The organism is Parasegetibacter sp. NRK P23 (assembly GCF_023721715.1).
GTDB lineage: Bacteria > Bacteroidota > Bacteroidia > Chitinophagales > Chitinophagaceae > Parasegetibacter.
The window spans coordinates 3,244,573-3,265,965 of the sequence record NZ_JAMDLG010000001.1; the positions used below are offsets into that span (position 1 = coordinate 3,244,573).

Below are 21,393 nucleotides of genomic sequence, written 5' to 3' on the forward strand. Positions count from 1 at the left end.
TTATGATTGTTTAAGTCCGGATAATTCAATTTGTCTGAGCCGCACCACTATAGCGATCAGCGGGTAAACGAGGAAAGCGCCCGGTATCATGCCGATGGCCACCTGCGAGTACTGGGCAACGATATAGCTGAACAGGGTAACCACAGAAGCGAGCAGCAGCACCCTGTTGAAGGGATCCCTGCTCTTGTAATACGCCTGCACCCCCTGTTGCAGCACTACAATATAAGTGATATACAGGAGGAGCAGGCCCACCCAGCCATATTCGATCGCGTTGCGCAGCAATCCACTGTCTGAGGGAAAATCCGCCAGCGGATGGTTGGGCACATAAGCGCTGCTGCCCACGCCCGCCGTTCCAAGTCCTCCTCCGAGGGGATGGGTATAAATAAACGGCTGTATCCTTTGCCTGTTATAGTCGCGCACCTGAACCGACTCGTCTTCGTTAGGTTCAAAAGCCGTTCGCAACCTGTTGATCGTAGAGTTACCGTAAATGGGTCCATAGATCAGGAATACGAAAAGCAGTCCGAATACAGAGGTAAATACCAGTGTTTTGGGATTCGACAAGGTCATGAGCACGTATAAAACAATTCCGATCACCAGCATCAGCGTAGCGGTTCGCGTACCGGAATAGCCCATCGCCAGCGCGCAAAGTATGAGTGTAACGGCTGTAATGGTTCTTTTTTTCCATTTGAATTTGGCGTTCAGCAACAACACGAGCAGGAACAATGCGGAGGCCGCCATCAGCAAACCATAATCAGCCGGACTCGCCAGGAACGAAAACTTCCTGTATTTGCCGCCGCCGAGCGAAAGCAGTCGCTCCCCCAGCGGGTTCGACATAATGTACCGCATCTCATAAGCGGGGTAACCAAACCACTCCTGGTAACAGCCGTATAGCGCCGCGATAAAAATGAAGATGAAATAAATTTTTAGAAACTCCACGATATCGTCACGTGTTCTGAAAAGCTGAATGCTGCAATACAGAAAAAGAATCAGCGTAAGAAACCGGCGGTATATCAGGAAAGAGACAGAGAACGGCGCCCCCATCGGATTGAATATTTCAATCAAAGAATACAGGAACACCAGTATATATACGAACACGATAGGATGATTGCCGTGCTGCCAGAACGACTCCTTCACCTGTATCTTTCTGACAATGATTCCAAGGAAACAGATGTACACCAGCAAATCAACGAGCGTTCCTAAGGGAATATCCGAACGCAGGAAGCGCTGAATATCGAAGAGGAAAAATGAAATGATGATGGCGGAATAAAACCCCACTTTAGGGAAAAGCACCGAGGCCAGCAATAGGATAGCGCCGAATGCGCCCATAATGAGGAGTATCCCCGCCACATTACCAAACCGGTAAACGCCATAAGCTACCGCCAGGCCAAGCAAGGGCAGCAGCACCCATAATAACTTTCCCCAAAGTCCGTCCGGTGCGATCGAAGAAGTCCTTCTTGTTGTTGGAAGCGCCACTTTTTTTGATGGTTCGTTTTAAAAGAATAATATTTTAAGAAAAAGAAAGGTAACGATCAGCAGGATGAAAGTCATCACCATGATCTGCAACAGCGAATCATTGGAGTAACGTTTGTCGTCCAGGTCCCCGGTTTGTTTCGTTTCTTTTTTCATTTTGTTTACACTTGTTTTCCTGCGGGAAGATACCCTTTCAAGGTATGCACCAATTCTCCCGAAAGCCGGAAAGTATTCATGAACACGCCCTGTATGGTGATACCGAATTTTTTGTGCAGGATATAATGGGTAGCGAGGAAAAGCACCAGGTAAGTGGTGGCCGTTCCTACAGCCGCGCCAATCATTCCGAATATATATATACCCGTGAGGTTAAACACGATGTTCAACAGGAATCCCGCGAACATGACTTTAAAGTTCAGGTCCGGACTTCCTGTGGCATCCATCACCGTACCGAATTGTTTCAGAAAAGGCAGTATAAAGCCGAAGAACGCCGCGATCCTCAGAATGGGGGCCGCCACCACGAACTCCTCGGAAGAGAGTATGCGCAGAATGGTTTCGGGAAATACCAGCAGTATCAGTAAAGCGGGAATGGAAAAAATAAGCGTGGCGCCCACGGATTTCTCGTACAAAGAACGGATAGAATCTTTATCGGTTGTGCTGAATTTGGCCGCTTTAGGGAACATCACGTCGGCCAGCACGGCGGAAGGCATATCCACCAGGTTGCTGATGCGCAAACTGGCGTTGTAATAGCCCGACGCCGCGGTTCCAAAAAAACGGGAGGTCATAAAGTTATCGGTACTCCGGAACAGTTGCGAGCATACATTGTTGCCAAACACGAATTTTCCATAGTGCCACAAGCGCTTCGTCCATCCACCCGCTCCGCTGAACGTCCAGGACAGATAAGGTTTCGCGAAAACATATCCCGTAACCGTACCGGCGGCAACAGAAAGCAGGTAAACAATAGCAAGTACAGAAGGCGTTACCGTTTGGCCCGCCGCGGCAAGCACGATGATCCCAAGAATCAGTCCGCTCTGGCGCACACAGTTCATCCAACAGATGCCTTTAAAATTCATTTTCGCGTTCAGCACAATTTCAAACTGTGCAAAAAACACGCTTACCAGCAGACTGGTGGTGTACAGGTAAAGCATGGGCGCCAGTGAGGGTGCGTTCAGCGCATTGGCGGCCGGCCGTGCAAACAGGAGAAATATGCCGCCGAGCAAAAGGCTGATGAACATACTCAACATAAACGCCGCGCCTTGTAAATGGCCGTGCTCCTTTTCCTCGTACTGGTGCATGAACCGGATATACGCGTTCCTTACGAGGGCATTGCGCGCGGTTTCCGTAATGGAGGAGATCAGGATAAACAGCCCCCACACGCCATAATCAGAAAGCCCCAGTTCAGTGGCCAGCAATTTGAAGGATACAATGCCCATCAATAGTATGGCCAGCTTCTGAATCGTGGTGTATTTGGCGGAATCAACCCAGTACCTGTATTTATGGAAAACGCTCAAATCAGTTGTTTTGCTTTAAAGAGAATAATTTATCGAACCCGAAAGGACGGAGCCAGTTGTACAACAGCACGGGCAATATAAGGGCGATCGTCCAGCAAATCCCGGCAATCACCCAAACATTCAGGTCCGGTATTGTTTTCAGTATTAAGGTACGTACTGCGGATGCCACAAAAACGTGCAGGATATAAATGTAGAGTGAATGCTTTCCCAGCCATGCCAGCCATCCGGTGCGGGGCAGCAGGGATACTTTGTAAGAAATTATATACATAAAGTAGCAGGCAAGCAGGTTGATTACGAAGAACAGGGGCAGGTATTTCCTTTCTTCCGCGGCATAATCCTCCATCTGCCAGATCTGGAACCAGAAGTATTGCCCGGCCAGCACAAGGGGAATAAGCCATAGCAGGTTGCGTACGTTCAGTATTTTTTCTCTTTTTTCAGGAACCAGTAAGATAGAGGACAGTTTCACCCCTACATACAAGTAAAGGTAGAAATAGCACATATCAGCCATAAAACTATTGCCATGCATCACCGGCATCCTGGAAAGCACATACATACCCACCGCCAGTAATGCGTGCAGCCAGCCATCTTTCATCAGTTTGTTCAGCAACAGGTAAAGCACATTGGTATTAAAAAGGGCGAGCAGGTACCATAAGTGATCAATAGCCCTGGGGTCGAGCAGCAGGTTGAAGAGATCGGTCCAACTGCGTTTTGAATTGGTGAAATTCGAAAAAACAATCTGGAGGATCACCGTGATACTTCCCCATATAATGTAGGGGTAAAGTATCGTGAATACGCGGTTCTTTGTGATTTCACCCGCAGTTCTCCGCGCTAGACTGCCCGCCAGGAAAATGCCTGATAATACAAAAAATACGGGCATCCTGAAATTATACACCACTTCCTGCAGGTCGTACATCAATTGAGAAACAGGTAATCCGGCCCTTTTCATCCCTACAATCACGTGGCGGTACACCACCAGCATAATCGCAAGCCCACGCGCGTAATCCACCCATTGGAGCCTGCTACCGGTTTTGGGCACTGCAACCGCAGCCACTTCCTGCTTTCCGGAAATATGTAAAAACTGGCTGAACATCATTTATAAAGCGAGATTATCTTCCTGTACTTTATTCAGCACCGCGCCAATAAATTTCTCCCTGTTTTCATTCAGGAAAGCGATTGATTCTTTGTCCGCTGCACTGAACGTAGCTTCAGCCGAGAAAACGGCAATCAGCCCGTCAGCGTATTTGATCAGTTCCTTGGTGTCGGTAAAGCCATTTAATGGCGCGCCTTCCAGGAAAATGAAGTCATATTCTTCCCGCAACTGGTCCAGGTAATTGAGCAGGTGATTCTTAGGGAGAATCTCGGAAGGCGTATAATCTCCTCCTTCACAACCAATCACATCCACACCTTCCGCATTCGTTTTGGAGATGAATGATTTTAGGTCTTCGAAGGAAAAGGGTTTTCCGTTCAGACTAAACTTTTCAAGTACGGGATTGGCGTTTGTGGCTTTGGTGAGATCGTTGTTGCAAAAATTGGTATCAATAATCAGTACCCTTTTTTTGCTGAGACTCAGGCTGTAGGCCAAAGACTGTATCAGTGTCGTTTTTCCCTGCTGTGGTTCTGTGCTGGTAAAAAGGTAAATGCGCTTGCCGTTGCTTTCCAGTTCATACCTGAGTTTACGGAGTAATTCCCTGAACAGGTTGTGCCGCACTTCTTTTTCGTTGAACAAAGTGATTTTTTCCAGCACATTGGATTGCTGGAACTTCACCCAGTTCACTACGCCCAGCAATGGGAGGCCGGTAAGGCGCTGGAAAGCGGAAGGCGTTTTCACGGAATTGTCGAAAAATTCTTTCCCGATGATGATAAGGCAGGAAATGATAAGGGCCGTGATGCCGGAGATGGCCATGATCATAAATTTCCTGGAAGGTTCCGGCAACAGGGCCGGTTCTCCAAACATGGTTTGTTTGAATACGCCGGGCGTGGCGCCGGTCATGTTCAGCGCCAGGTTATAACGCTGGGTGGCTTCTTTGTATTCCGCAGAAGCCATTTCAATTTCCTTATCCAGTTGTTCAATATTCGCGCTTTTAGCGGCCATACCGGTGAGTCCCCCGTTCAACTGACTGATTTTCGACTGAATGGAGGATATCTTCTGGGTGGTGGCTTTTAGTTGTCCCTCCAGCCCTACCCGGCGTTGAATCAATTGGTCTATCGTAACGGGAGCCGCGCCACCGTCCTGTGTAACCCCGCCTGAATTGTCGGCCAGGTCAATCTTTTGCATCTTCTGGGATATCTCATCCATCTTCCGCTTGATCTCAGCGTCTGATGAACCGGAAGCGATGTACTGTGCATTCAGGCTGTTGTACTGTTTGCGAAGCTTCATGTACTCTGCATTGCCTATCCCCGAATTGCCGGTTGTGGGCGCAATTACCGAAGTCATTCCTTTGGCTTTCGCGGCATCAATCAGTTTGGTAAGCTGGGCCACCTGGTAAGAAAGATTAGACTGGTTCGCTTTTTCTTCAATCAGTTGGCTCTCAAAAGTACCCACTTGACCAAGTTTGTTCGAGCCCTCCAAACCAACATCCAGAACGCCTTCTGAAGACATAAACTGGTTCTTTTGCTGGATCTTCTGATCGAAAATGGCTTTTTTCTGCTTTACAAGAGAGTCGAGTGAAACCACGGAAACATCTGATCTTTCGCGCTGGTCAAGACCATAAAAGCGTTTAAACTCCTGGCAAAGCGTATTCACTGCATAGGCTGAAAGCTTAGGATTCTGTGAAACATAGTCGATATTAATGTAATCCGTCCGCTGGTACCTGGCCACATTCAGGTTATTTTTGATGGTACCGATGTCATAGTCATAAACTTCAAGGAAGGCGATGGCGTCTTTTTCTTCCGGAACAGAAGGGCTGAGTTGAACGGCGCCTTCCAGTTTCTGTTTCAGCAGGGTCAGTAATTTCTTTTGGTCCGTCTTTTTAAAACTGTCTTTTTGCTTGTCCTCCTCTTTTACAGCGGTAAAGGCCTCTTTCGGATTTTCCAGGTCATGAATCATCATCCTGTAAGAAACGAGGCTCAACACTTTGGGAGAAGTAATGTTTTCGATGGCGTTGTTAAACTTCACATCGATCTGGGGGAGGCTGAAATTCTCATCAGAAAGTTTAAGGTCCTGTATTACAGTGAATCCAGTTGACAACTGGGCCACCGATTTATAGGTATGCTTGATCTTTTTGGTGAAGAAATAAGCGGCCACCAAGGCGACCACTGTACATGCGAGAATGATCCATTTACGCCGCATCAGCACCTTAAATAGATAGGCGAATTCCATTTTCTTTTTGCTTTAATAGTCAGAAGTAGTAAGAATGGGATCGGAAATTCCGATCCCATTCACAAATCTAATGCGAAGATTCCTATAATCCTATCGTTTCACGACTTTTAAGATCTGTACACCCTGGCCAGGTAAGCCGTTTACTCTGATGAAGTACATTCCTTTCGGAAGTCTGCCATTCAATCCGAGTTTCTGTAACCAGGTACCTTTCTGTGCATTCGCCACGTCCTTGCTGTACACTACTTTTCCGTTCATGTCAATTACCTGTACCGTAAACCTGCTTACGTCGCTGGTAAGTTTCATTTCCACGGTGATGTCGTCTACGAATGGGTTGGGGAACGCGGTAGCTTTCACGATTCTAACCTGCTCTTCATCCTGCGCGGTTTTCAGCGTAATGGCTGAAGTGATTGCAGATTGAGTAATCGTTCCGGTAGAAATGGCCACATCAGGTTGTGTTTCCGTCAAAATCGTTGGCGCGCCCTCGATTGTCATCGCGTTCAGGTATCCGAATCCACCCTGAACAGTACCGTAGATCGTGATGGACACAGAGCCGTCAGCATCAGGTTTCACACCACTTATTTTGGCAACATTCTGCGTGTTGTTGCCTGCGTTAAGCGTTACAACCTGATTGCCTATTTTGTATGCGGTGATCACACCTACCTGCGGGTTCACCCTGCTGCCGAAGAACGCGAAGTTGTATTCGTGTGCGAGGGTAAGTCCTGTAATGCGCAGACGTGCGGTATCCGCGAAGTTCACATAATAGAAGCTCTTCATCACATTATCCGGGTAGATACCACTGTTATCACCGGTTGTTGTACCGAAGTAGTTAAATCCGCTGAAGGCGGTGGTTACCCCGAAGTTGATGCCTGTAGCCTGCCCCTGATCGTTGATCATATTGGGCAGTACAAAGCCATCGGCTATCAGCGCGTTCGTATTGTTCCAGTTGCCTGGCTGTGCCGGAGCGTTAGCCGTACCATCGTTCATGTTCAGGTTAATCACATAAGCCACCGTGCTTGCCGCCGCGGTATTGCTGAACGGTGTTACGCCAGAGCTTACGGTTGCCCTTACCTGGTAGTACCTTACCGCACCTGCAGACAGGCTGGCATCAGTGTAGGTAAGGGTGCCGGTGGGCACATCGCCTATTTTGCTGTAGCCAGTACGAAACGAAAATCAACAAAGCAGTCGCGCGAAATACTCAAACAAAAAAAGTCTCCCCAATGGAGAGACTTGAAAATATTCTTACTTACAAAAGCCCTAAGAGAGCTCTTTCACCTTCACCATCTCAATTCTTGTATCCGAAACATTCAGTATATCAAACTGTAGCTTGTCGATGATGATCCGCTCCTTCAACTTAGGAATCGTTTCATGGTGATTAATGATGAACCCCGACAGGGTTTCTGATTCATCCACCTCAAACTTGAAACCATATTTCTCGTTCAGGTAATCCAGTTCCAGCCTGCCGGAGAAGATATATTCGTCGTCGGCGATCTGCTTTTCAACAAATTCTTCGGTGTCGTGTTCATCTTTGATTTCACCGAAGATTTCTTCCAGCAGATCTTCCATTGTAACGATGCCGGACGTGCCCCCGAATTCATCCACCACCCAGGCTATGCTTTTGCGCTCTTTGGTGAACTTGCTGATGAGGTCAGTCACGCTCATACTTTCCGGAACGGCGGGGATGGGGAGCAGGATAGCAGGGATGTTCACCGGGTGTTTGAAAAGATCGAGTTGGTGGATATAGCCCACGATCTGGTCGATGTTGCCCTCGTACACCACCAGTTTACTGAGCTGCGTACTCATGAATTTCTGCCGCGCTTCCTCAATGGGCGCATTGAGATCTATTCCTTCAATTTCTTTCCTGGGTACCAGACATTGCCGCACTTTTACACCGGGCAGGGAAAGCGCGTTTTCAAAAAGTTCCGTGTCCAGGTCTTCACTGTGTTCGGAACGCATCTCTTTGGTTTGTTGGTAGAAATATTCAAGGTCAACACGGGAAAGTGCTTCTCGGTTTTCGTGGATGCGCACGTTGAACAGGTATTTCAGTATCCATTCTGCGATACTTACAAAGAAAGATGCGATAGGATAAAAAAGTGTATGGAAGAATTGAACGATGGAAGCGGAATAATAAAGCAGCGTATCAGCTTTTGCGCGGAAGATGGCTTTAAAAAAGAATTCCACCACGAGAATGATGATCGTGGCCAGGAAAACATCCACGATCAGGCGGGGAACAGGTATTTCGATGTTCACCCTTTTCCAGAGCACATCGTACATAAAATCGCTCACCAGCAATCCGTAGATTACCAGCATGATATTCATGCCGATCAGGCATGTTCCGATAAAGCGGGAAGGCTCGTCCATGAACCTGGAAAGAATGATTCCCCTTCTTTTTCCCTGCTTTCTTTTCAGTTCAATGCTGAGTTTATTGGCGGAAACGAACGCCATTTCGAGCCCTGAAAAGAAAGCGAATACCAGCAGGACCAGTATGGTGATTCCCACCACACCCACATAGTGATACAAACTCATAGGCATATTAAAAAGATAAGTTACGGCTTTTCGGGTGAATTGCCAACAAAGGCGAGAATGGCCGCTTCCGTTTCGCGACAGGCTGTTTCCAGGTGATCATTCACGATGATGCGGTCGAAATGATTTTTAAACGAAATCTCGTAAGACGCTTTGTTTACGCGGGCTTCAAGCGTATCCGCCGTTTCTGTCCCGCGTGATTCGAGTCTGCGGCGCAGTTCTTCCACGGAAGGCGGTTCTATAAAAAGAGAAAGGGATTGTTCGGGGAATTGTTGTTGTACGTGAATGGCGCCTTTCACATCAATATCCAGCATCGGGATCTTGCCCATTTGCCAGATGCGTTCTATTTCAGCCCGGAGGGTACCATAATATTTTCCTTCATACACCATTTCCCATTCAATGAAATCATTGTGGCGGATGTGTTCCTGGAACTGCTCCACGCTCATGAAATGGTAATCTTTTCCATCCACTTCCCCGGCCCTCGGCTGCCGGGTGGCGGCTGAAATGGAGAAGGAGAGCCATGGATATTTTGCCAGCAGGAACCGGGTGATCGTGCTTTTCCCCGCGCCCGATGGCGCGGTGATGATGATGATTTTATTGGCGGAATCGTTCATATCCTTTGAATATCGGCGCCCAGTGCTTTCAGGCGTTCATCAATATATTGATAGCCGCGGTCGATCTGTTCGATGTTCTGGATGGTACTTTTCCCTTCCGCGCTCAATGCCGCGATGAGCAGGGAAACGCCCGCACGGATATCCGGACTGCTCATGGTGATGCCCCGCAAACGGTGTTGTTTGCCCAGACCAATCACCGCTGCGCGGTGTGGATCGCATAAAATGATTTGTGCACCCATGTCGATCAGTTTGTCCACGAAGAACAAGCGGCTTTCGAACATCTTCTGGTGAATCAGCACACTTCCTTTCGCCTGTGTGGCCACCACCAGTACGATACTGAGCAGGTCGGGTGTGAAGCCCGGCCATGGGTTGTCGTAAATGGTAAGTACGGAGCCGTCGAGGAAGGTTTGTATTTCGTAGGCGTCCTGTTCGGGGATGAAGATATCATCACCACGAAATTCCATCCGGATGCCGAGTTGTTTGAATTTTTCTGGTATGATGCCCAGATTTTCGAGGCTTACGTTTTTGATCGTGATCTCGCTGCCCGTCATGGCGGCCATGCCGATGAACGAACCGATCTCGATCATATCGGGCAGCATCCGGTGTTCCGTTCCGCCAAGGTAGTTCACTCCTTCAATGGTGAGCAGGTTACTGCCGATGCCCGATATTTTTGCGCCCATCCTGTTCAGCATCTTACAAAGCTGTTGCAGGTAAGGCTCGCAGGCGGCGTTGTAAATGGTGGTGGTGCCGTTGGCCATGCTGGCGGCCATCACGATATTGGCGGTACCGGTAACGGAGGGTTCATCCAGCAGCATGTACGCGCCTTTCAGTTCCGGTGCTTCCAGGCGGAAGAAACTTTCTCCCTGTTCGTAATAAAAGGTGGCGCCGAGTTTTTCGAAACCAATGATATGTGTATCCAGTCTGCGGCGTCCGATCTTATCGCCGCCGGGCTTCGGTACATAAGCTTTTTTGAAACGCGCGAGTAATGGACCCGCCAGCATAACGGAGCCGCGTAAGCGCCCGCTTTTCTGGCGGAACTCGCCGGTTCCCAGGTAGTCCACGTTTACGTTATCTGCTTTAAAGACGCAGGTATCACGAGAAACCCGGTTGATGGAAACGCCCAGTTCTCCTAGGAGTTCTATCAGCAGATTGACATCAAGAATATCAGGTATGTTGGAAATGGTGATTTCTTCCGGCGTAAGCAAAACCGCGCTGATGATTTGCAGGGCCTCATTTTTAGCGCCCTGGGGGATGATTTCCCCTTTCAGCTTCTTGCCGCCGTTCACTACAAAAGCGTTCATGGCCGGTTATTTGAATCTCTTCTTGTTGAACTTGTTGTTTGGATTGTTCTGGTTGTTCCGGTTGTTGTTGCCGCCGCTGCCCTGGTTGTTCCGGTCGCGGTTATTACCCTGGCCGCCACCGTTACCCTGGTTTCCGCCTCGCGGCTGGAATTTCTGGTTGCGTTTGTTGCGGAAATCATTGTAATTCCTGTTGTCGTTCTGGCGGAAATGCTGTGGGGGAGGAGCTTTCACCGCTGGCGCGTTGGTAAATTCAAGTCCGCCACCGGTGATGGCATCCAGTTCACCGCGGATGGCATCGTCATGAACGGCTTCTTTGTGCCAGTTCTGGTAAGCCAGTTTCATATAGTATGCAACAGCATTGGCGAAACCAGCTTTCTTTTCCGGATTTTCTTCCTGCAGTCCTTTGTTGATCACCCTTTCCAGGTGTTTTCCCAGGTGGGAATACCGTGGTTTTCCTTTGGGATACGGAATAATTTCCGGCCTTGCCTTCAGTGTTTCACGCGTTGGAATGGGGTAGGGAGATTCCACATCCAGTTTGAAATCGGAGATAAGGAAAAGGTGATCCCAGAGTTTATGGCGGAAGTCTTCCACATTTTTGAGGTGTGGGTTCAGAAAGCCCATCAGTTCTATCACCACGTAGGCATTGCGCTGGCGGGTTTCTTTGTCTTCAATAGACATCAGGTATTCCACCATACGCTGGATATGACGGCCGTATTCCCTCATGATGAGGTGATTCCTGGTAGTATTGTACTGCATGCAGGTAAGTTGCTGAGAAATAAAAATGTATTTACTAGGTAAAAAACCGAACTGCGCATGGCGCCTGAGTACTGGCTAGCCTTAGTCGATTGCGGTTTATAAGTACCGTCAAAGGTACAGGAAACAATTTGAAAAAAGCAACTCCCTGGATTGTGTTGATTTTGAATGGGTTAAACGTTATTGTATCAAAAGCCGGGTGGTAAATTGCTGCCTGGTGGCCTTATCGGTGGCACGTACATAATACAAACCCGGTACTGGTTTTACGGACCAGTCTACCTGGAGGGAAGGCTGGTTGCGGAGTGTATATTGTTTGGTGAAAATCCGCTGGCCCGTGGTATTGATCAGTTCCACTTCCATATCTCCTTTAATGGCGCGGTCGAAATCGAGGCGTACGCCGGAGATGGCCGGGTTGGGGTAAGTGGTGAGCGCAAGATTGCCATCACTGAAATTTACCAGTTTAACAGGAGAGTAGCTGTAATTTTTTGAGGGCTCAATTCTTTTCACCCGGAAGAATAAGTTGGAGTTGATTCCTGTTTCTGGTGAATAGGCAATATTGTACAGAGAGGACAAAGACCCTGTGCCCTGAAGTGTTTTTACAGATTGAAAGTTTTTCCCGTCTGTGCTGATTTCTACTTCGTATTTTATATCTGAGTTTTCGTTCAGTCCAAGCCATTCAAGGTTGATCTTTCCATCTTTCTTGTAAGCATTAAAATATTTCATGCCATCAGGAAGGATTTCCTGTGGGCACCAATAATAGGTAAGACGGAATGAACCCCAGTATTTGGAATTTATTTGCTGAAGGAAATTAATCCCACCCGTTGTAGAAATCAGTCCGCCGTTTACCGTATAAGTAAAATCCACTGTGCCGGATGTTCCCAGATATGTTGCATGGCTTGAAACCGCGGCAGAAGTTATGTGAGCACTACTTTTAAATAGTGTATCGGGGCCATAAGCAATACTATCTGCGGGGTGATTCCCTTTTGCTGCCAATAAACTCGGCCCATAATTTCTCGATGCCGATTCAAAAACGGAAACTCCCGGGCCATTAAATTCATTGGCAAGATTCAGAACAAACCGGTAGGTTACATCAACATCTGCATTGTTCTTAACCTCCGTTAATGCCACCAATGAAAGTGTATCCTGAAAAACAACGCATGTAAGCATGCCCGTGGAAGGAAGAAACTTTGGAAAAGAAATTGTTGCCGAGGGCGCAATAGTAGTATCAAGAACGTAGTAATAGGTTATTGGCGTGGCAGGATCGCCATTGCTGCAATTACACTGTGCAGAAGCACCACTTGAAGAAAAACTAAAACCAATCAGCCATAACGCACATAACAATGTGTAGAATTTTGGTTTCATAGGGATCAATTTGGATTTGGACCTTGGATTCGGATTCAATTGCAAAATTAGAAAGAATACCAACCCGTTCATAGGTGGAATCCCTTCAATTTTAAGCACCGTAATTCCCGCAAAAACCAAGCCTTTTTTGGGCCGGACCCTTGCCGGAACACAACTGTAAAACGAAGCAAAGCCTTATTTATTGCGCCTTTCAGGAATGTGTTACTTTTGCGGAAATGAACGGAAAAATTTTGCTGCATGTTCCCGGTAAGAACAAAAAGAACGCGCTTTTCTTTGATGAAAGCCAGTTCGTTACCGCGGAACTGAAAGCCACCGGTAATGCTGCTGTACATATTGGCTGGGCCAGGAGCAATGCGCCTGATGCTGAAAATAAAGAGGCCTCTGTTATTGAAAAAGCCTGGTTTCGCAGGTTCACCCTACCCTCGCTCCTGAAAAACTCCGGTACCGGCGCCGTGGTTAGTCTGGATGAATACAGGCCACATACGGGAGAAAAGCCCTGCATGAACGTGGTGTTATCGCCTGGGCAAAAAAACCGAACTGGTGTTTTCACGCCCGATGCTCCGCTTGCGGAAGAGACCGATGTTCCCTGGCTACCGGCTTTTGCAGACCCTGCAGCCGCTGTGCTGAACTGGGAAGAACGTGAGACCGTTAAAGAACAGCTAACAGAAGGAAAGGAATATTTCCTCACCTTACTGGATGCCCACGACAAAACCTCCCTCACGCAAATGCTGAAGGCTTATTCGTTGTTCAAGCAACGCCAGCGTACCGGGCTGCGCTGGTTGTTCGCGGGTACCGAAGCGCAGGTAGCGGCCTTTAAGGTATTGACGGCTTCCTATAAATTGCGCGAGCACCTTACTATTCTACCCCTGCCCGAAGCCATCCTGCCCTGGCAATGGATTGCGGCGGCTTATGCACTCCTATATTTCCCCACACAAAAAAGCTGGCACCTGCCCCTTTATACTGCGTTGGCCGCAGGTGCGCCAGTGATTACTTCAGCCGGTTATGCCGCTGTTCCCGGAGCCGGGGCATTGATATCAGCAGGAACACCGGGTGAACTTTCAGAAGCGATGAAACTGATCTTTAAAGATGAAGCCCATCGGAGCCAACTGATCCACAACGGATTGGAGCGCGCACTTCTTTTTACACCGCGGGCCACGATGGAAAAGATCAACCAATGGTTCTGAATCCGATTGCGGCCGCGATTCTGTACATTTGCATGTAATTTACCCGTGAAAACAGGTTCAAACATCATTATACAAAGCACCAACAGCGCGTAAGCAATAAGCACTATGAAACAATCCACGATCACGATCAATGTAGCATTGGACGAAGATAAAGTTCCACAGGAAATCAACTGGCAGGCCACCGACAGTACCGCGGATACCGCCCAAAACGCCAAGGCTATGATGCTGGCCTTCTGGGACGGCGCCGATAAATCCGCTATGCGCATTGACCTCTGGACCAAAGACATGATGGTGGATGAAATGGCCGATTTTTTCTACCAGACCATCACCACCATGGCCGATACGTACAACCGCGCCACCAGGCATACCGAACTGGTGGACGATATGAAAAAGTTTGCCCAGGATTTCTATAAGAAATTCCGCGACAGCCAGGAAAAAGCGGGATAACCCGATTCCGCTGTTGAGTTACTCGCCGGATACATCACCTAAAACTTGAACACATGAGCCTTGAACAAAAGATTATGGGCGATATGAAAGCCGCCATGCTTGCCAAAGACGAAAAAGCCCTCCGCGCCCTGCGCGCCATCAAAGCGGGGATCATCAACGCGAAAACCGCGGAAGGCGCGGGCGGTGTGATCTCTGAAGAAGAGGAGCAAAAGCTTTTGCTGAAACTCGTAAAACAAAGAAGGGACTCCCTGGAAATATTCACCCAGCAGAACAGGCCGGAGCTGGCGCAGAAAGAGCAGGAAGAAATTGAGGTAATCGAAAAATTCCTGCCCAAACAACTGGATCCCGAAGAGTTGAAGGCCGCTTTACGGGCCATCATTGAACAAACCGGCGCCAAATCTCCCGCCGATATGGGGAAAGTAATGGGCATGGCTACCAAACAACTGGCGGGAAAAGCCGACGGCAAAGCAATTTCAGCAACAGTAAAAGAACTGCTCGCCGGCTAAATCGTATCCATTGGATTTTATCATCATCCTGATATTGGGTTATGCCGCCTGGAAAGGGTGGAGCAGAGGCTTCATCATGGCCCTGTTTTCACTTGCCGGCACCTTGCTGGGCGTGTTGGCCGCCATCAAATTCTCAGCGGTGATGGCCGTTTACCTGGAAGAACATACCAGTTGGGATGGAAAATGGCTGCCGTTCGTTTCCTTCCTGATTGTTTTGTTGCTGGTGACGATGGTGGTAAATATGGCCGGTAAAATGGTGGAAGCCACCATGGATGCGGCACTGCTGGGCGCGGCCAACAAGCTCGCAGGCGTGGTACTCTACGTTATTTTATATGCATTCGTGGTGAGTATGGCGCTTTATTACGGCGGAAAAGCCGGATTAATGGAACCCAGGACCGAAGGGCTGGCCGGTATATTGACCCCGATCGCACCCAAAGTGCTCAGTTTCCTGGCCCAATGGCTCCCGTTTTTAAGAGACGCCCTGCTCGATCTGGAAGCATGGCTGGGCCGTGAGTAACGTTTTTTTTCTTACATTGAATACAAATAAAGCGTTAAAATCCTTTATTTTAGCGATTGATTGTGGCTTTGAATATCAACTAGCAAGATGCATTACGAGATCAAACAACAGGATAAGTTCAGGTTCGTTGAAGAAGGACAGGGTGAGCCATTGGTATTGTTACATGGCTTGTTCGGTGCACTGAGTAATTTCAGTGACCTCATCGAATATTTCAGGCAGCATTATAAAGTGGTGGTGCCCATGTTGCCTTTATTCGACCTGGATATCCTGCACACCTCGGTGGGCGGGCTGCAAAAATATGTCCATAAATTCATCGAAGCCAGGGATTACAATAATATCCACCTGCTCGGCAACTCACTGGGGGGCCATGTTGGTCTCGTACACATCCTCAAGCACCCCGAACGCATCAAATCACTGATTCTCACCGGAAGTTCCGGGCTTTTCGAGAACGGTATGGGGGATACTTACCCCAAAAGGGGCGATTACGAGTACATCCGGAAAAAAACTGAACTTACCTTCTACGACCCGGCTATGGCCACCAAAGAACTGGTAGACGAAGTTTACGAGATCGTGAACTCCAGGCTCAAGGTCATCAAAATCATCGCGCTGGCCAAAAGCGCTATCCGCAACAACCTCGGCGAAGAACTAGCCCAGATTAAACAGCCCACGCTGCTGGTATGGGGCAACAACGACACCATTACCCCGCCGTTTGTGGCCCGGGAATTCAATAAACTCATTCCTAACAGTGAACTGCATTTCATCGACAAGTGCGGACACGCCCCTATGATGGAAGTGCCGGGGGAATTTAATTCGATCCTTCATAAATTTCTTACAAAACTGAATCAACCGGCAGCGGTTCACCAGTAATTATCGTCTATAAGGGAACAGCGGAGCCAAACGATGCGCCTGCAATATGAAAGCAAGGAACAGCGTTTGCTTGTGTGGGAAAGTCATATTGTTCGTCCTTAAAATCAGAACCGGTGATCAACAGAAACCTCATTTCAGCTGCCATCCCCCGTCTCCATTTGCACGATACCGTGTACCTGGCCCTGCAATACATGTCTGATTTCCACCTCACCCACCTCCCCGTGGTGCAGGATGATAAGTTTGTAGGTGTGGTGAATGAAGAAAGTCTGCTCGATGTAAGCGATGAAACGGCGCCCCTATACAGGATCCAGGAAAGTTTCATCCCTCATTTCACCGGAGCGGGCAACCATATTTTCGATACACTCAGTAAGATAACCGAATACCAGTTGAGCTCTATTGCGGTGGTGGAAACGGATGGCAACTTCGTCGGCTCCATCACCCAGCAGGACCTGCTCAAACAACTGGCCCTTTTTACCGGTGCCAACGACAAAGGTGCGCTGATCGTGCTTTCGATGGAAAAACAGGACTTCTCTTTCAGTGAGATCAGCCGGTTGATTGAAACCAATGACGCCTATGTTACCCAACTGAATACGGCACATATTCCGGGAACCGGTGAATTTATTGTGATCCTGCGCATCAATAAGTTTGAAGTATCCGACATCATTGCCACCCTGCAACGTTTCGAATACAATGTGAAATACTATTTTGGGGAAGAGAGATATGAGAACGAGCTGAAAAGCAATTATGAACACCTGATGAATTACCTCAATATCTAAACTTGGCATAAATTTTTTAGTCCGGTATCGTTTAGCACCCTAAACGCTTATCTTTATCACATTTCACTTCATGAGGATACCGGATTTAAAATACGCATGGTCATTGTGTCTGCTGCTGTTGTGTGTAATGCGCGCTTCCTCACAGGCCCGGATAGAACCCCCGCCCATTCTGGATACATCATTTCTGAATGTGGTTCCGCCTAAAGACACCACTCCCCGCCCTGCGGTCAATTCCCCTTTCCATATTCGCGAAATTTATATCACCGGCAATAAAAAAACAAAATCCTACACCATTGAACGGGAGTTACCTTTCCTCCGTGGAGATATGGTAGAACTGAAATACCTGGTGGAGAAATTCGAGATCGCCCGGCAACAGTTGATGAACACCGCGCTCTTCCATGAAGTGGTGGTGGCCGTGAAAAGTTTTGAAGGCTACAACGTGGATGTAATGGTGGATGTGAAGGAAAGATGGTATGTTTTCCCCATCCCGTACTTTAAGTTGGTGGACCGTAACCTGAACCAATGGTGGGTAGAACAGAACAAGAGCCTTGAACGGGTGAACTATGGACTGAAGTTCACTTATTACAATTTTACGGGCAGAAAGGACAAACTTCGTTTATGGCTCATCAACGGCTATAACCGCCAGATACAGATGCGGTACGAACAGCCTTATGCCGATAAATCTTTGAAACACGGCTATAATATTGGCTTCTCCTACCTCAAGAACCGGGAGGTGAACTATGCCACCATCGATGATAAACAGGCCTTCGTGAAACGGGATGGTTTCATCCGCGACCAGTTGCAGGTGAACCTGGAATATGTTTACCGCCCCGCGCTGCGTACCCGCCATACCTTCAAACTCATTTATACCGATGAAAAAGTGGGCGATACCGTTGTGCAGTTGAACCCCGGTTATTTTAATGCGGGCATGCGCCGCGTACGGTTCCCGGAACTGTCTTATACGCTCGATTACCAGTTCGTGGATTATATTCCTTACCCGCAGGATGGGTTCATGGGCGATTTCACTTTTGCGAAACAGGGTTTCCATAAGGACCTGAACGTATGGTCCTTTGCCGCGAAAGCCAATTATTCCAGGAAGTTCGCGCCCAAAATGTCGTACACCGTTCAGGCCAACGCTTCGGTAAAGTTTCCTTTCAACCAGCCTTTCTACGCGAGAAGGTTATTGGGCTTCGGCGACAACTACCTCCGCGGAATGGAATACTATGTGGTGGATGGCGTAGCCGGCGGATTATTGCGCACCACGTTAAGGCGGGAAATGTTCAAATTAACCATCGGCAACCCGGTAAAGTCGAACCTGCGCTCCATCCCTTTCCGCTTTTTCCTGAAAACTTACGCGGACATCGGCTATGTATATTCACGTGATCCGGGCCCTACCAACCAGCTTTCCAACCGCATGTTGTACACCTGCGGGCTGGGTGTTGACGTGGTAACCATCTACGATTTTGTGATGCGGTTCGAATTCAGTCTGAACCAACTCGGACAAAACGGCCTGTTTTTACACAACAGAAACGATTTCTGAGTATTTTGCCGCCTTATTGTACCGGAGTGCCGGGCATCACCAAAAAAGATACGGATGAAAGTTGCTATTTACAGCCGGAAATTGGAGTGGGACCTGTACCAGGAAGTACAGCTCCTGATCGACGAACTGGTTGCCCAGCAAATAGACCCCGTTTTTTACGCGCCTTTCTACCAGCAGATCAGCCAATCCATGGAACTGCTCCCCGGCTGGAAAACCTTCTCCGAATCGGCCGAACTGGGGGAAGAAATAGATTGTATCATCAGCCTGGGCGGCGATGGTACTTTACTGGATACGGTAACCCTCGTGCGCAACAAGAATATCCCCGTAATGGGTATCAACTTCGGAAGGCTGGGCTTCCTGGCCAGCATAGGCAAGGAAAACCTGACCAGCGCCGTTTCCGCACTTGTAAACCGCACTTATGTGCTGGATAAAAGAGTGCTGATCCACCTCGATTCCAATATCCCCTTATTTGATGGGCTGCCTTATGGACTGAACGAGTTTTCCATCCACAAGCGGGACATCGCTTCGATGATAAAGATCCATACCTACCTCAATGGAGAATTCCTGAACAGCTATTATGCCGACGGGCTGATCCTGGCCACGCCCACCGGATCCACAGGGTATTCCCTCAGTTGCAACGGCCCCGTGGTGTTCCCGGATTCAGGTAGTTTCGTGATCACACCCGTTGCGCCACACAACCTGAATGTGCGGCCCATTGTGGTGCCGGATAACACGGTCATCAGTTTTGAAGTAGAGAGCCGCAGCGACCAGATCATCTGCGCCCTGGACTCGAGGAGAGAAATTGTTGAAAAAGACATACAACTTGCCGTAAAAAAGGAGAACTTTACCATAAGTTTGGTACGCCTCAATGAAAATAATTTCCTTCAGACCCTCAGAACCAAACTTTCCTGGGGCCTTGATAAAAGAAATTAACAGATCCTCTATCCTAAAAAGCCGGTATTTACGTTAACCACTAACACATTCGTGCGCACATGAATCTGAAAAAAATTACCACGGCTGCGGCTTTCGCCCTTTTAACCGGCTTGGGAACCGTGCAGGCTCAATCGGAAGCCATCGTACAGGAAGGGGAATTCGGGGTAACACTTGGGGCGGCCCATTATTTTGGCGACCTCAATACCCGCGCCGGTTTGAACAGGCCCAAACTCGCTTTTGGCGCTTTCTTCCGCAAACAATTCGGCAATTATATAGGTCTGAGAGTAGGGGGCCAGTTCGCGCAGGTGGGCTATTCGGATGTGTACAGCTCCAATGAATACCAACAGCGCCGCAACCTCAGCTTCAACTCCCGCATCTGGGAACTCGCCCTGCAAGGCGATTTCAACTTTTATAAATTCGTTCCGGGTGACCCCGACCATGCATTCACGCCCTATGTAACCTTGGGTGTGGGCATTTTTAATTATGATCCTTACGCGTACCTCGGCGGTGAAAAATATTTTCTTCGTCAACTGGGTACCGAAGGGCAGGGCAGCGCACTTTACCCCGAAAGAAAAGCGTACAGCTCCATGGCGGTGGCCATACCTTTTGGGGTGGGCGTGAAATACAACCTTACACCCGGTATTAACGTTGGCTTTGAAGTAGTGCACCGTTTTACGAATACCGATTACCTCGATGACGTAAGCACCACTTATGCTGGTGCCGACGCTTTCCCGAACCTGCCCAACGGCGACCCCAGTCCGGCTTTCCTCCTCCAGGACAGAAGCTATGAGAAAGGCGATCCTATTGGTGTTGCGGGCCGTCAGCGCGGGCAGAGCAAGCAGAAGGACCAGTACATCACCGCGCAGTTCACGCTTTCCTTCAACCTCACTTCCTATCGCTGCCCGCCGGTTAGGTAGTAGCGATGCTATTCCCTATCTTTGTCGCCGCCCATGCCCGGACTTCTTCCAGGCTGGTTAAAATTTGACGCGAATATGTCGCTGAAGGAAAAAATCAACAAAGACCGGCTGCCCAGCCATATCGCCATCATCATGGATGGCAACGGGCGCTGGGCCAAAGAAAAAGGGCAGGACCGCCTCTATGGCCATTTTCATGGCGTGGAAAGTGTGCGGAACATCGTGGAAGGCTGCGCTGAACTGGGCATAGGTTACCTTACCCTGTACGCTTTTTCCACCGAAAACTGGGACCGTCCCGAGTACGAAGTGACCGGCCTCATGGAACTGCTGGTGGATACCATCCGGAAAGAAGTGGAAACACTCAACCGCAACAACATTAAATTGCACGTGATCGGCGACATGAGCATGCTGCCGGAATACGCCCGGCAGGAACTCCAGGAAGCCCTTCAGATGACCGCCGCCAATACAGGACTGAACCTCATTATGGCACTCAGCTACAGCAGCAGGTGGGAACTATTGAATGCGGTAAAAGCCATCGCCACGGAAGTAAAAAACAATGGCCTCGATCCCGACACCATCACCCACGATACCATACAGAACAAACTGTGTACCAGTGCGTTCCCCGATCCTGAACTCATGATCCGCACCAGCGGTGAATACAGGATCAGTAATTTCCTGCTTTATCAACTCGCTTATGCTGAATTATATTTTACTCAGGTGCGCTGGCCCGATTTCAGAAAGGAAAACCTCTATGAGGCCATCCTCGATTTCCAGCAACGGGAAAGACGCTTCGGAAAGACGGGCGACCAGGTAAAAGCCGAAACCGCCGACACAAATGCCCTGTAAATGGCCTTTTAACAAA

At 48.6% G+C, this 21,393-nt stretch carries 21 protein-coding genes and 1 pseudogene; 10 read left to right on the plus strand and 12 right to left on the minus strand.

What is annotated here, in order from left to right; all coding sequences use genetic code 11:
• From M4J38_RS19820 to M4J38_RS19850, 12 genes and pseudogenes are all read right to left on the minus strand, one after another.
• The gene (locus M4J38_RS19820) at positions 1-1,473 is read right to left on the minus strand and encodes an O-antigen ligase (RefSeq protein WP_251760059.1); all 1,473 of its coding nucleotides are present in this window, start codon (positions 1,471-1,473) and stop codon (positions 1-3) included.
• Positions 1,474-1,491: 18 nt separating this feature from the next.
• A complete protein-coding gene (locus M4J38_RS19750; protein WP_256469209.1) occupies positions 1,492-1,626 on the minus strand; it encodes a hypothetical protein in 135 nt (44 codons plus the stop codon).
• Between the two features lie 5 nt (positions 1,627-1,631).
• Complete coding sequence (locus M4J38_RS13100) at positions 1,632-2,978, minus strand: flippase (RefSeq protein WP_251760060.1); 1,347 nt, start codon at positions 2,976-2,978, stop codon at positions 1,632-1,634.
• Between the two features lies 1 nt (position 2,979).
• Positions 2,980-4,071, minus strand: a complete 1,092-nt coding sequence (locus M4J38_RS13105; RefSeq protein ID WP_251760061.1) for an acyltransferase — start codon at positions 4,069-4,071, stop codon at positions 2,980-2,982.
• On the minus strand, positions 4,072-6,297 hold the full coding sequence (locus tag M4J38_RS13110) for a polysaccharide biosynthesis tyrosine autokinase (protein ID WP_251760062.1): 2,226 nt from the start codon (positions 6,295-6,297) through the stop codon (positions 4,072-4,074). It lies immediately after the preceding gene.
• Positions 6,298-6,387: 90 nt separating this feature from the next.
• Positions 6,388-7,431, minus strand: coding sequence for a T9SS type A sorting domain-containing protein (locus M4J38_RS19825; RefSeq protein WP_251760063.1), 1,044 nt, complete (start codon positions 7,429-7,431; stop codon positions 6,388-6,390).
• Between the two features lie 120 nt (positions 7,432-7,551).
• Entirely contained in the window at positions 7,552-8,820 is a 1,269-nt protein-coding gene (locus tag M4J38_RS13120; RefSeq protein WP_251760064.1) for a hemolysin family protein, read from the minus strand.
• A 20-nt stretch (positions 8,821-8,840) separates the two neighbouring features.
• Positions 8,841-9,431, minus strand: coding sequence for a guanylate kinase (gene gmk / locus M4J38_RS13125; protein WP_251760065.1), 591 nt, complete (start codon positions 9,429-9,431; stop codon positions 8,841-8,843).
• Positions 9,428-10,732, minus strand: a complete 1,305-nt coding sequence (murA, locus tag M4J38_RS13130; protein ID WP_251760066.1) for a UDP-N-acetylglucosamine 1-carboxyvinyltransferase — start codon at positions 10,730-10,732, stop codon at positions 9,428-9,430. The genes gmk and murA overlap by 4 nt, the downstream gene beginning before the upstream one ends.
• Before the next feature lie 6 nt (positions 10,733-10,738).
• Positions 10,739-11,488 (minus strand): DUF4290 domain-containing protein, encoded by a 750-nt coding sequence (locus M4J38_RS13135; protein ID WP_251760067.1) that lies wholly within the window; start codon positions 11,486-11,488, stop codon positions 10,739-10,741.
• A gap of 177 nt (positions 11,489-11,665) precedes the next feature.
• Positions 11,666-12,208: a T9SS type A sorting domain-containing protein gene (locus M4J38_RS13140; protein ID WP_251760068.1), complete on the minus strand. Its 543-nt coding sequence runs from the start codon at positions 12,206-12,208 to the stop codon at positions 11,666-11,668.
• 42 nt (positions 12,209-12,250) lie between these two features.
• A pseudogene (locus M4J38_RS19850) lies at positions 12,251-12,919 on the minus strand (choice-of-anchor E domain-containing protein); the annotation flags it as partial.
• Positions 12,920-13,062: 143 nt separating this feature from the next.
• Between M4J38_RS19850 and M4J38_RS13145 the strand changes: the two are divergent.
• From M4J38_RS13145 to M4J38_RS13190, 10 genes are all read left to right on the plus strand, one after another.
• Positions 13,063-14,031, plus strand: a complete 969-nt coding sequence (locus tag M4J38_RS13145; RefSeq protein ID WP_251760069.1) for a glycosyltransferase — start codon at positions 13,063-13,065, stop codon at positions 14,029-14,031.
• 105 nt (positions 14,032-14,136) lie between these two features.
• On the plus strand, positions 14,137-14,478 hold the full coding sequence (gene gldC, locus M4J38_RS13150; RefSeq protein WP_251760070.1) for a gliding motility protein GldC: 342 nt from the start codon (positions 14,137-14,139) through the stop codon (positions 14,476-14,478).
• Positions 14,479-14,531: 53 nt separating this feature from the next.
• The gene (locus M4J38_RS13155) at positions 14,532-14,984 is read left to right on the plus strand and encodes a GatB/YqeY domain-containing protein (RefSeq protein WP_251760071.1); all 453 of its coding nucleotides are present in this window, start codon (positions 14,532-14,534) and stop codon (positions 14,982-14,984) included.
• A 10-nt stretch (positions 14,985-14,994) separates the two neighbouring features.
• Entirely contained in the window at positions 14,995-15,501 is a 507-nt protein-coding gene (locus M4J38_RS13160) for a CvpA family protein (RefSeq protein WP_251760072.1), read from the plus strand.
• Positions 15,502-15,588: 87 nt separating this feature from the next.
• Entirely contained in the window at positions 15,589-16,368 is a 780-nt protein-coding gene (locus tag M4J38_RS13165) for an alpha/beta fold hydrolase (RefSeq protein WP_251760073.1), read from the plus strand.
• A 113-nt stretch (positions 16,369-16,481) separates the two neighbouring features.
• Positions 16,482-17,144 carry a CBS domain-containing protein gene (locus tag M4J38_RS13170; protein WP_251760074.1) on the plus strand — a complete coding sequence of 221 codons (663 nt, stop codon included), beginning with the start codon at positions 16,482-16,484 and terminating at the stop codon, positions 17,142-17,144.
• A 70-nt stretch (positions 17,145-17,214) separates the two neighbouring features.
• On the plus strand, positions 17,215-18,684 hold the full coding sequence (locus M4J38_RS13175; RefSeq protein WP_251760075.1) for a POTRA domain-containing protein: 1,470 nt from the start codon (positions 17,215-17,217) through the stop codon (positions 18,682-18,684).
• A gap of 54 nt (positions 18,685-18,738) precedes the next feature.
• Positions 18,739-19,617, plus strand: a complete 879-nt coding sequence (locus tag M4J38_RS13180) for an NAD kinase (RefSeq protein ID WP_251760076.1) — start codon at positions 18,739-18,741, stop codon at positions 19,615-19,617.
• 59 nt (positions 19,618-19,676) lie between these two features.
• Positions 19,677-20,534: a DUF6089 family protein gene (locus tag M4J38_RS13185; protein ID WP_251760077.1), complete on the plus strand. Its 858-nt coding sequence runs from the start codon at positions 19,677-19,679 to the stop codon at positions 20,532-20,534.
• Positions 20,535-20,609: 75 nt separating this feature from the next.
• Positions 20,610-21,377: an isoprenyl transferase gene (locus M4J38_RS13190; protein WP_251760078.1), complete on the plus strand. Its 768-nt coding sequence runs from the start codon at positions 20,610-20,612 to the stop codon at positions 21,375-21,377.
• The last annotated feature ends 16 nt before the right edge of the window (positions 21,378-21,393 follow it).

What these genes read in the sequence shown, in the direction of transcription:
- gldC (WP_251760070.1), top strand. Translation starts at nt 14,137, where the DNA reads ATGAAACAATCCACGATCACGATCAATGTAGCATTGGACGAAGATAAA.
- murA (WP_251760066.1), bottom strand. Translation starts at nt 10,732, where the DNA reads ATGAACGCTTTTGTAGTGAACGGCGGCAAGAAGCTGAAAGGGGAAATC.
- M4J38_RS13185 (WP_251760077.1), top strand. Translation starts at nt 19,677, where the DNA reads ATGAATCTGAAAAAAATTACCACGGCTGCGGCTTTCGCCCTTTTAACC.
- M4J38_RS19750 (WP_256469209.1), bottom strand. Translation starts at nt 1,626, where the DNA reads ATGAAAAAAGAAACGAAACAAACCGGGGACCTGGACGACAAACGTTAC.
- M4J38_RS13105 (WP_251760061.1), bottom strand. Translation starts at nt 4,071, where the DNA reads ATGATGTTCAGCCAGTTTTTACATATTTCCGGAAAGCAGGAAGTGGCT.
- M4J38_RS13145 (WP_251760069.1), top strand. Translation starts at nt 13,063, where the DNA reads ATGAACGGAAAAATTTTGCTGCATGTTCCCGGTAAGAACAAAAAGAAC.
- M4J38_RS13135 (WP_251760067.1), bottom strand. Translation starts at nt 11,488, where the DNA reads ATGCAGTACAATACTACCAGGAATCACCTCATCATGAGGGAATACGGC.
- gmk (WP_251760065.1), bottom strand. Translation starts at nt 9,431, where the DNA reads ATGAACGATTCCGCCAATAAAATCATCATCATCACCGCGCCATCGGGC.
- M4J38_RS13190 (WP_251760078.1), top strand. Translation starts at nt 20,610, where the DNA reads ATGTCGCTGAAGGAAAAAATCAACAAAGACCGGCTGCCCAGCCATATC.
- M4J38_RS13180 (WP_251760076.1), top strand. Translation starts at nt 18,739, where the DNA reads ATGAAAGTTGCTATTTACAGCCGGAAATTGGAGTGGGACCTGTACCAG.
- M4J38_RS13165 (WP_251760073.1), top strand. Translation starts at nt 15,589, where the DNA reads ATGCATTACGAGATCAAACAACAGGATAAGTTCAGGTTCGTTGAAGAA.
- M4J38_RS13120 (WP_251760064.1), bottom strand. Translation starts at nt 8,820, where the DNA reads ATGAGTTTGTATCACTATGTGGGTGTGGTGGGAATCACCATACTGGTC.
- M4J38_RS13140 (WP_251760068.1), bottom strand. Translation starts at nt 12,208, where the DNA reads ATGAAATATTTTAATGCTTACAAGAAAGATGGAAAGATCAACCTTGAA.
- M4J38_RS13175 (WP_251760075.1), top strand. Translation starts at nt 17,215, where the DNA reads ATGAGGATACCGGATTTAAAATACGCATGGTCATTGTGTCTGCTGCTG.
- M4J38_RS13155 (WP_251760071.1), top strand. Translation starts at nt 14,532, where the DNA reads ATGAGCCTTGAACAAAAGATTATGGGCGATATGAAAGCCGCCATGCTT.
- M4J38_RS13110 (WP_251760062.1), bottom strand. Translation starts at nt 6,297, where the DNA reads ATGGAATTCGCCTATCTATTTAAGGTGCTGATGCGGCGTAAATGGATC.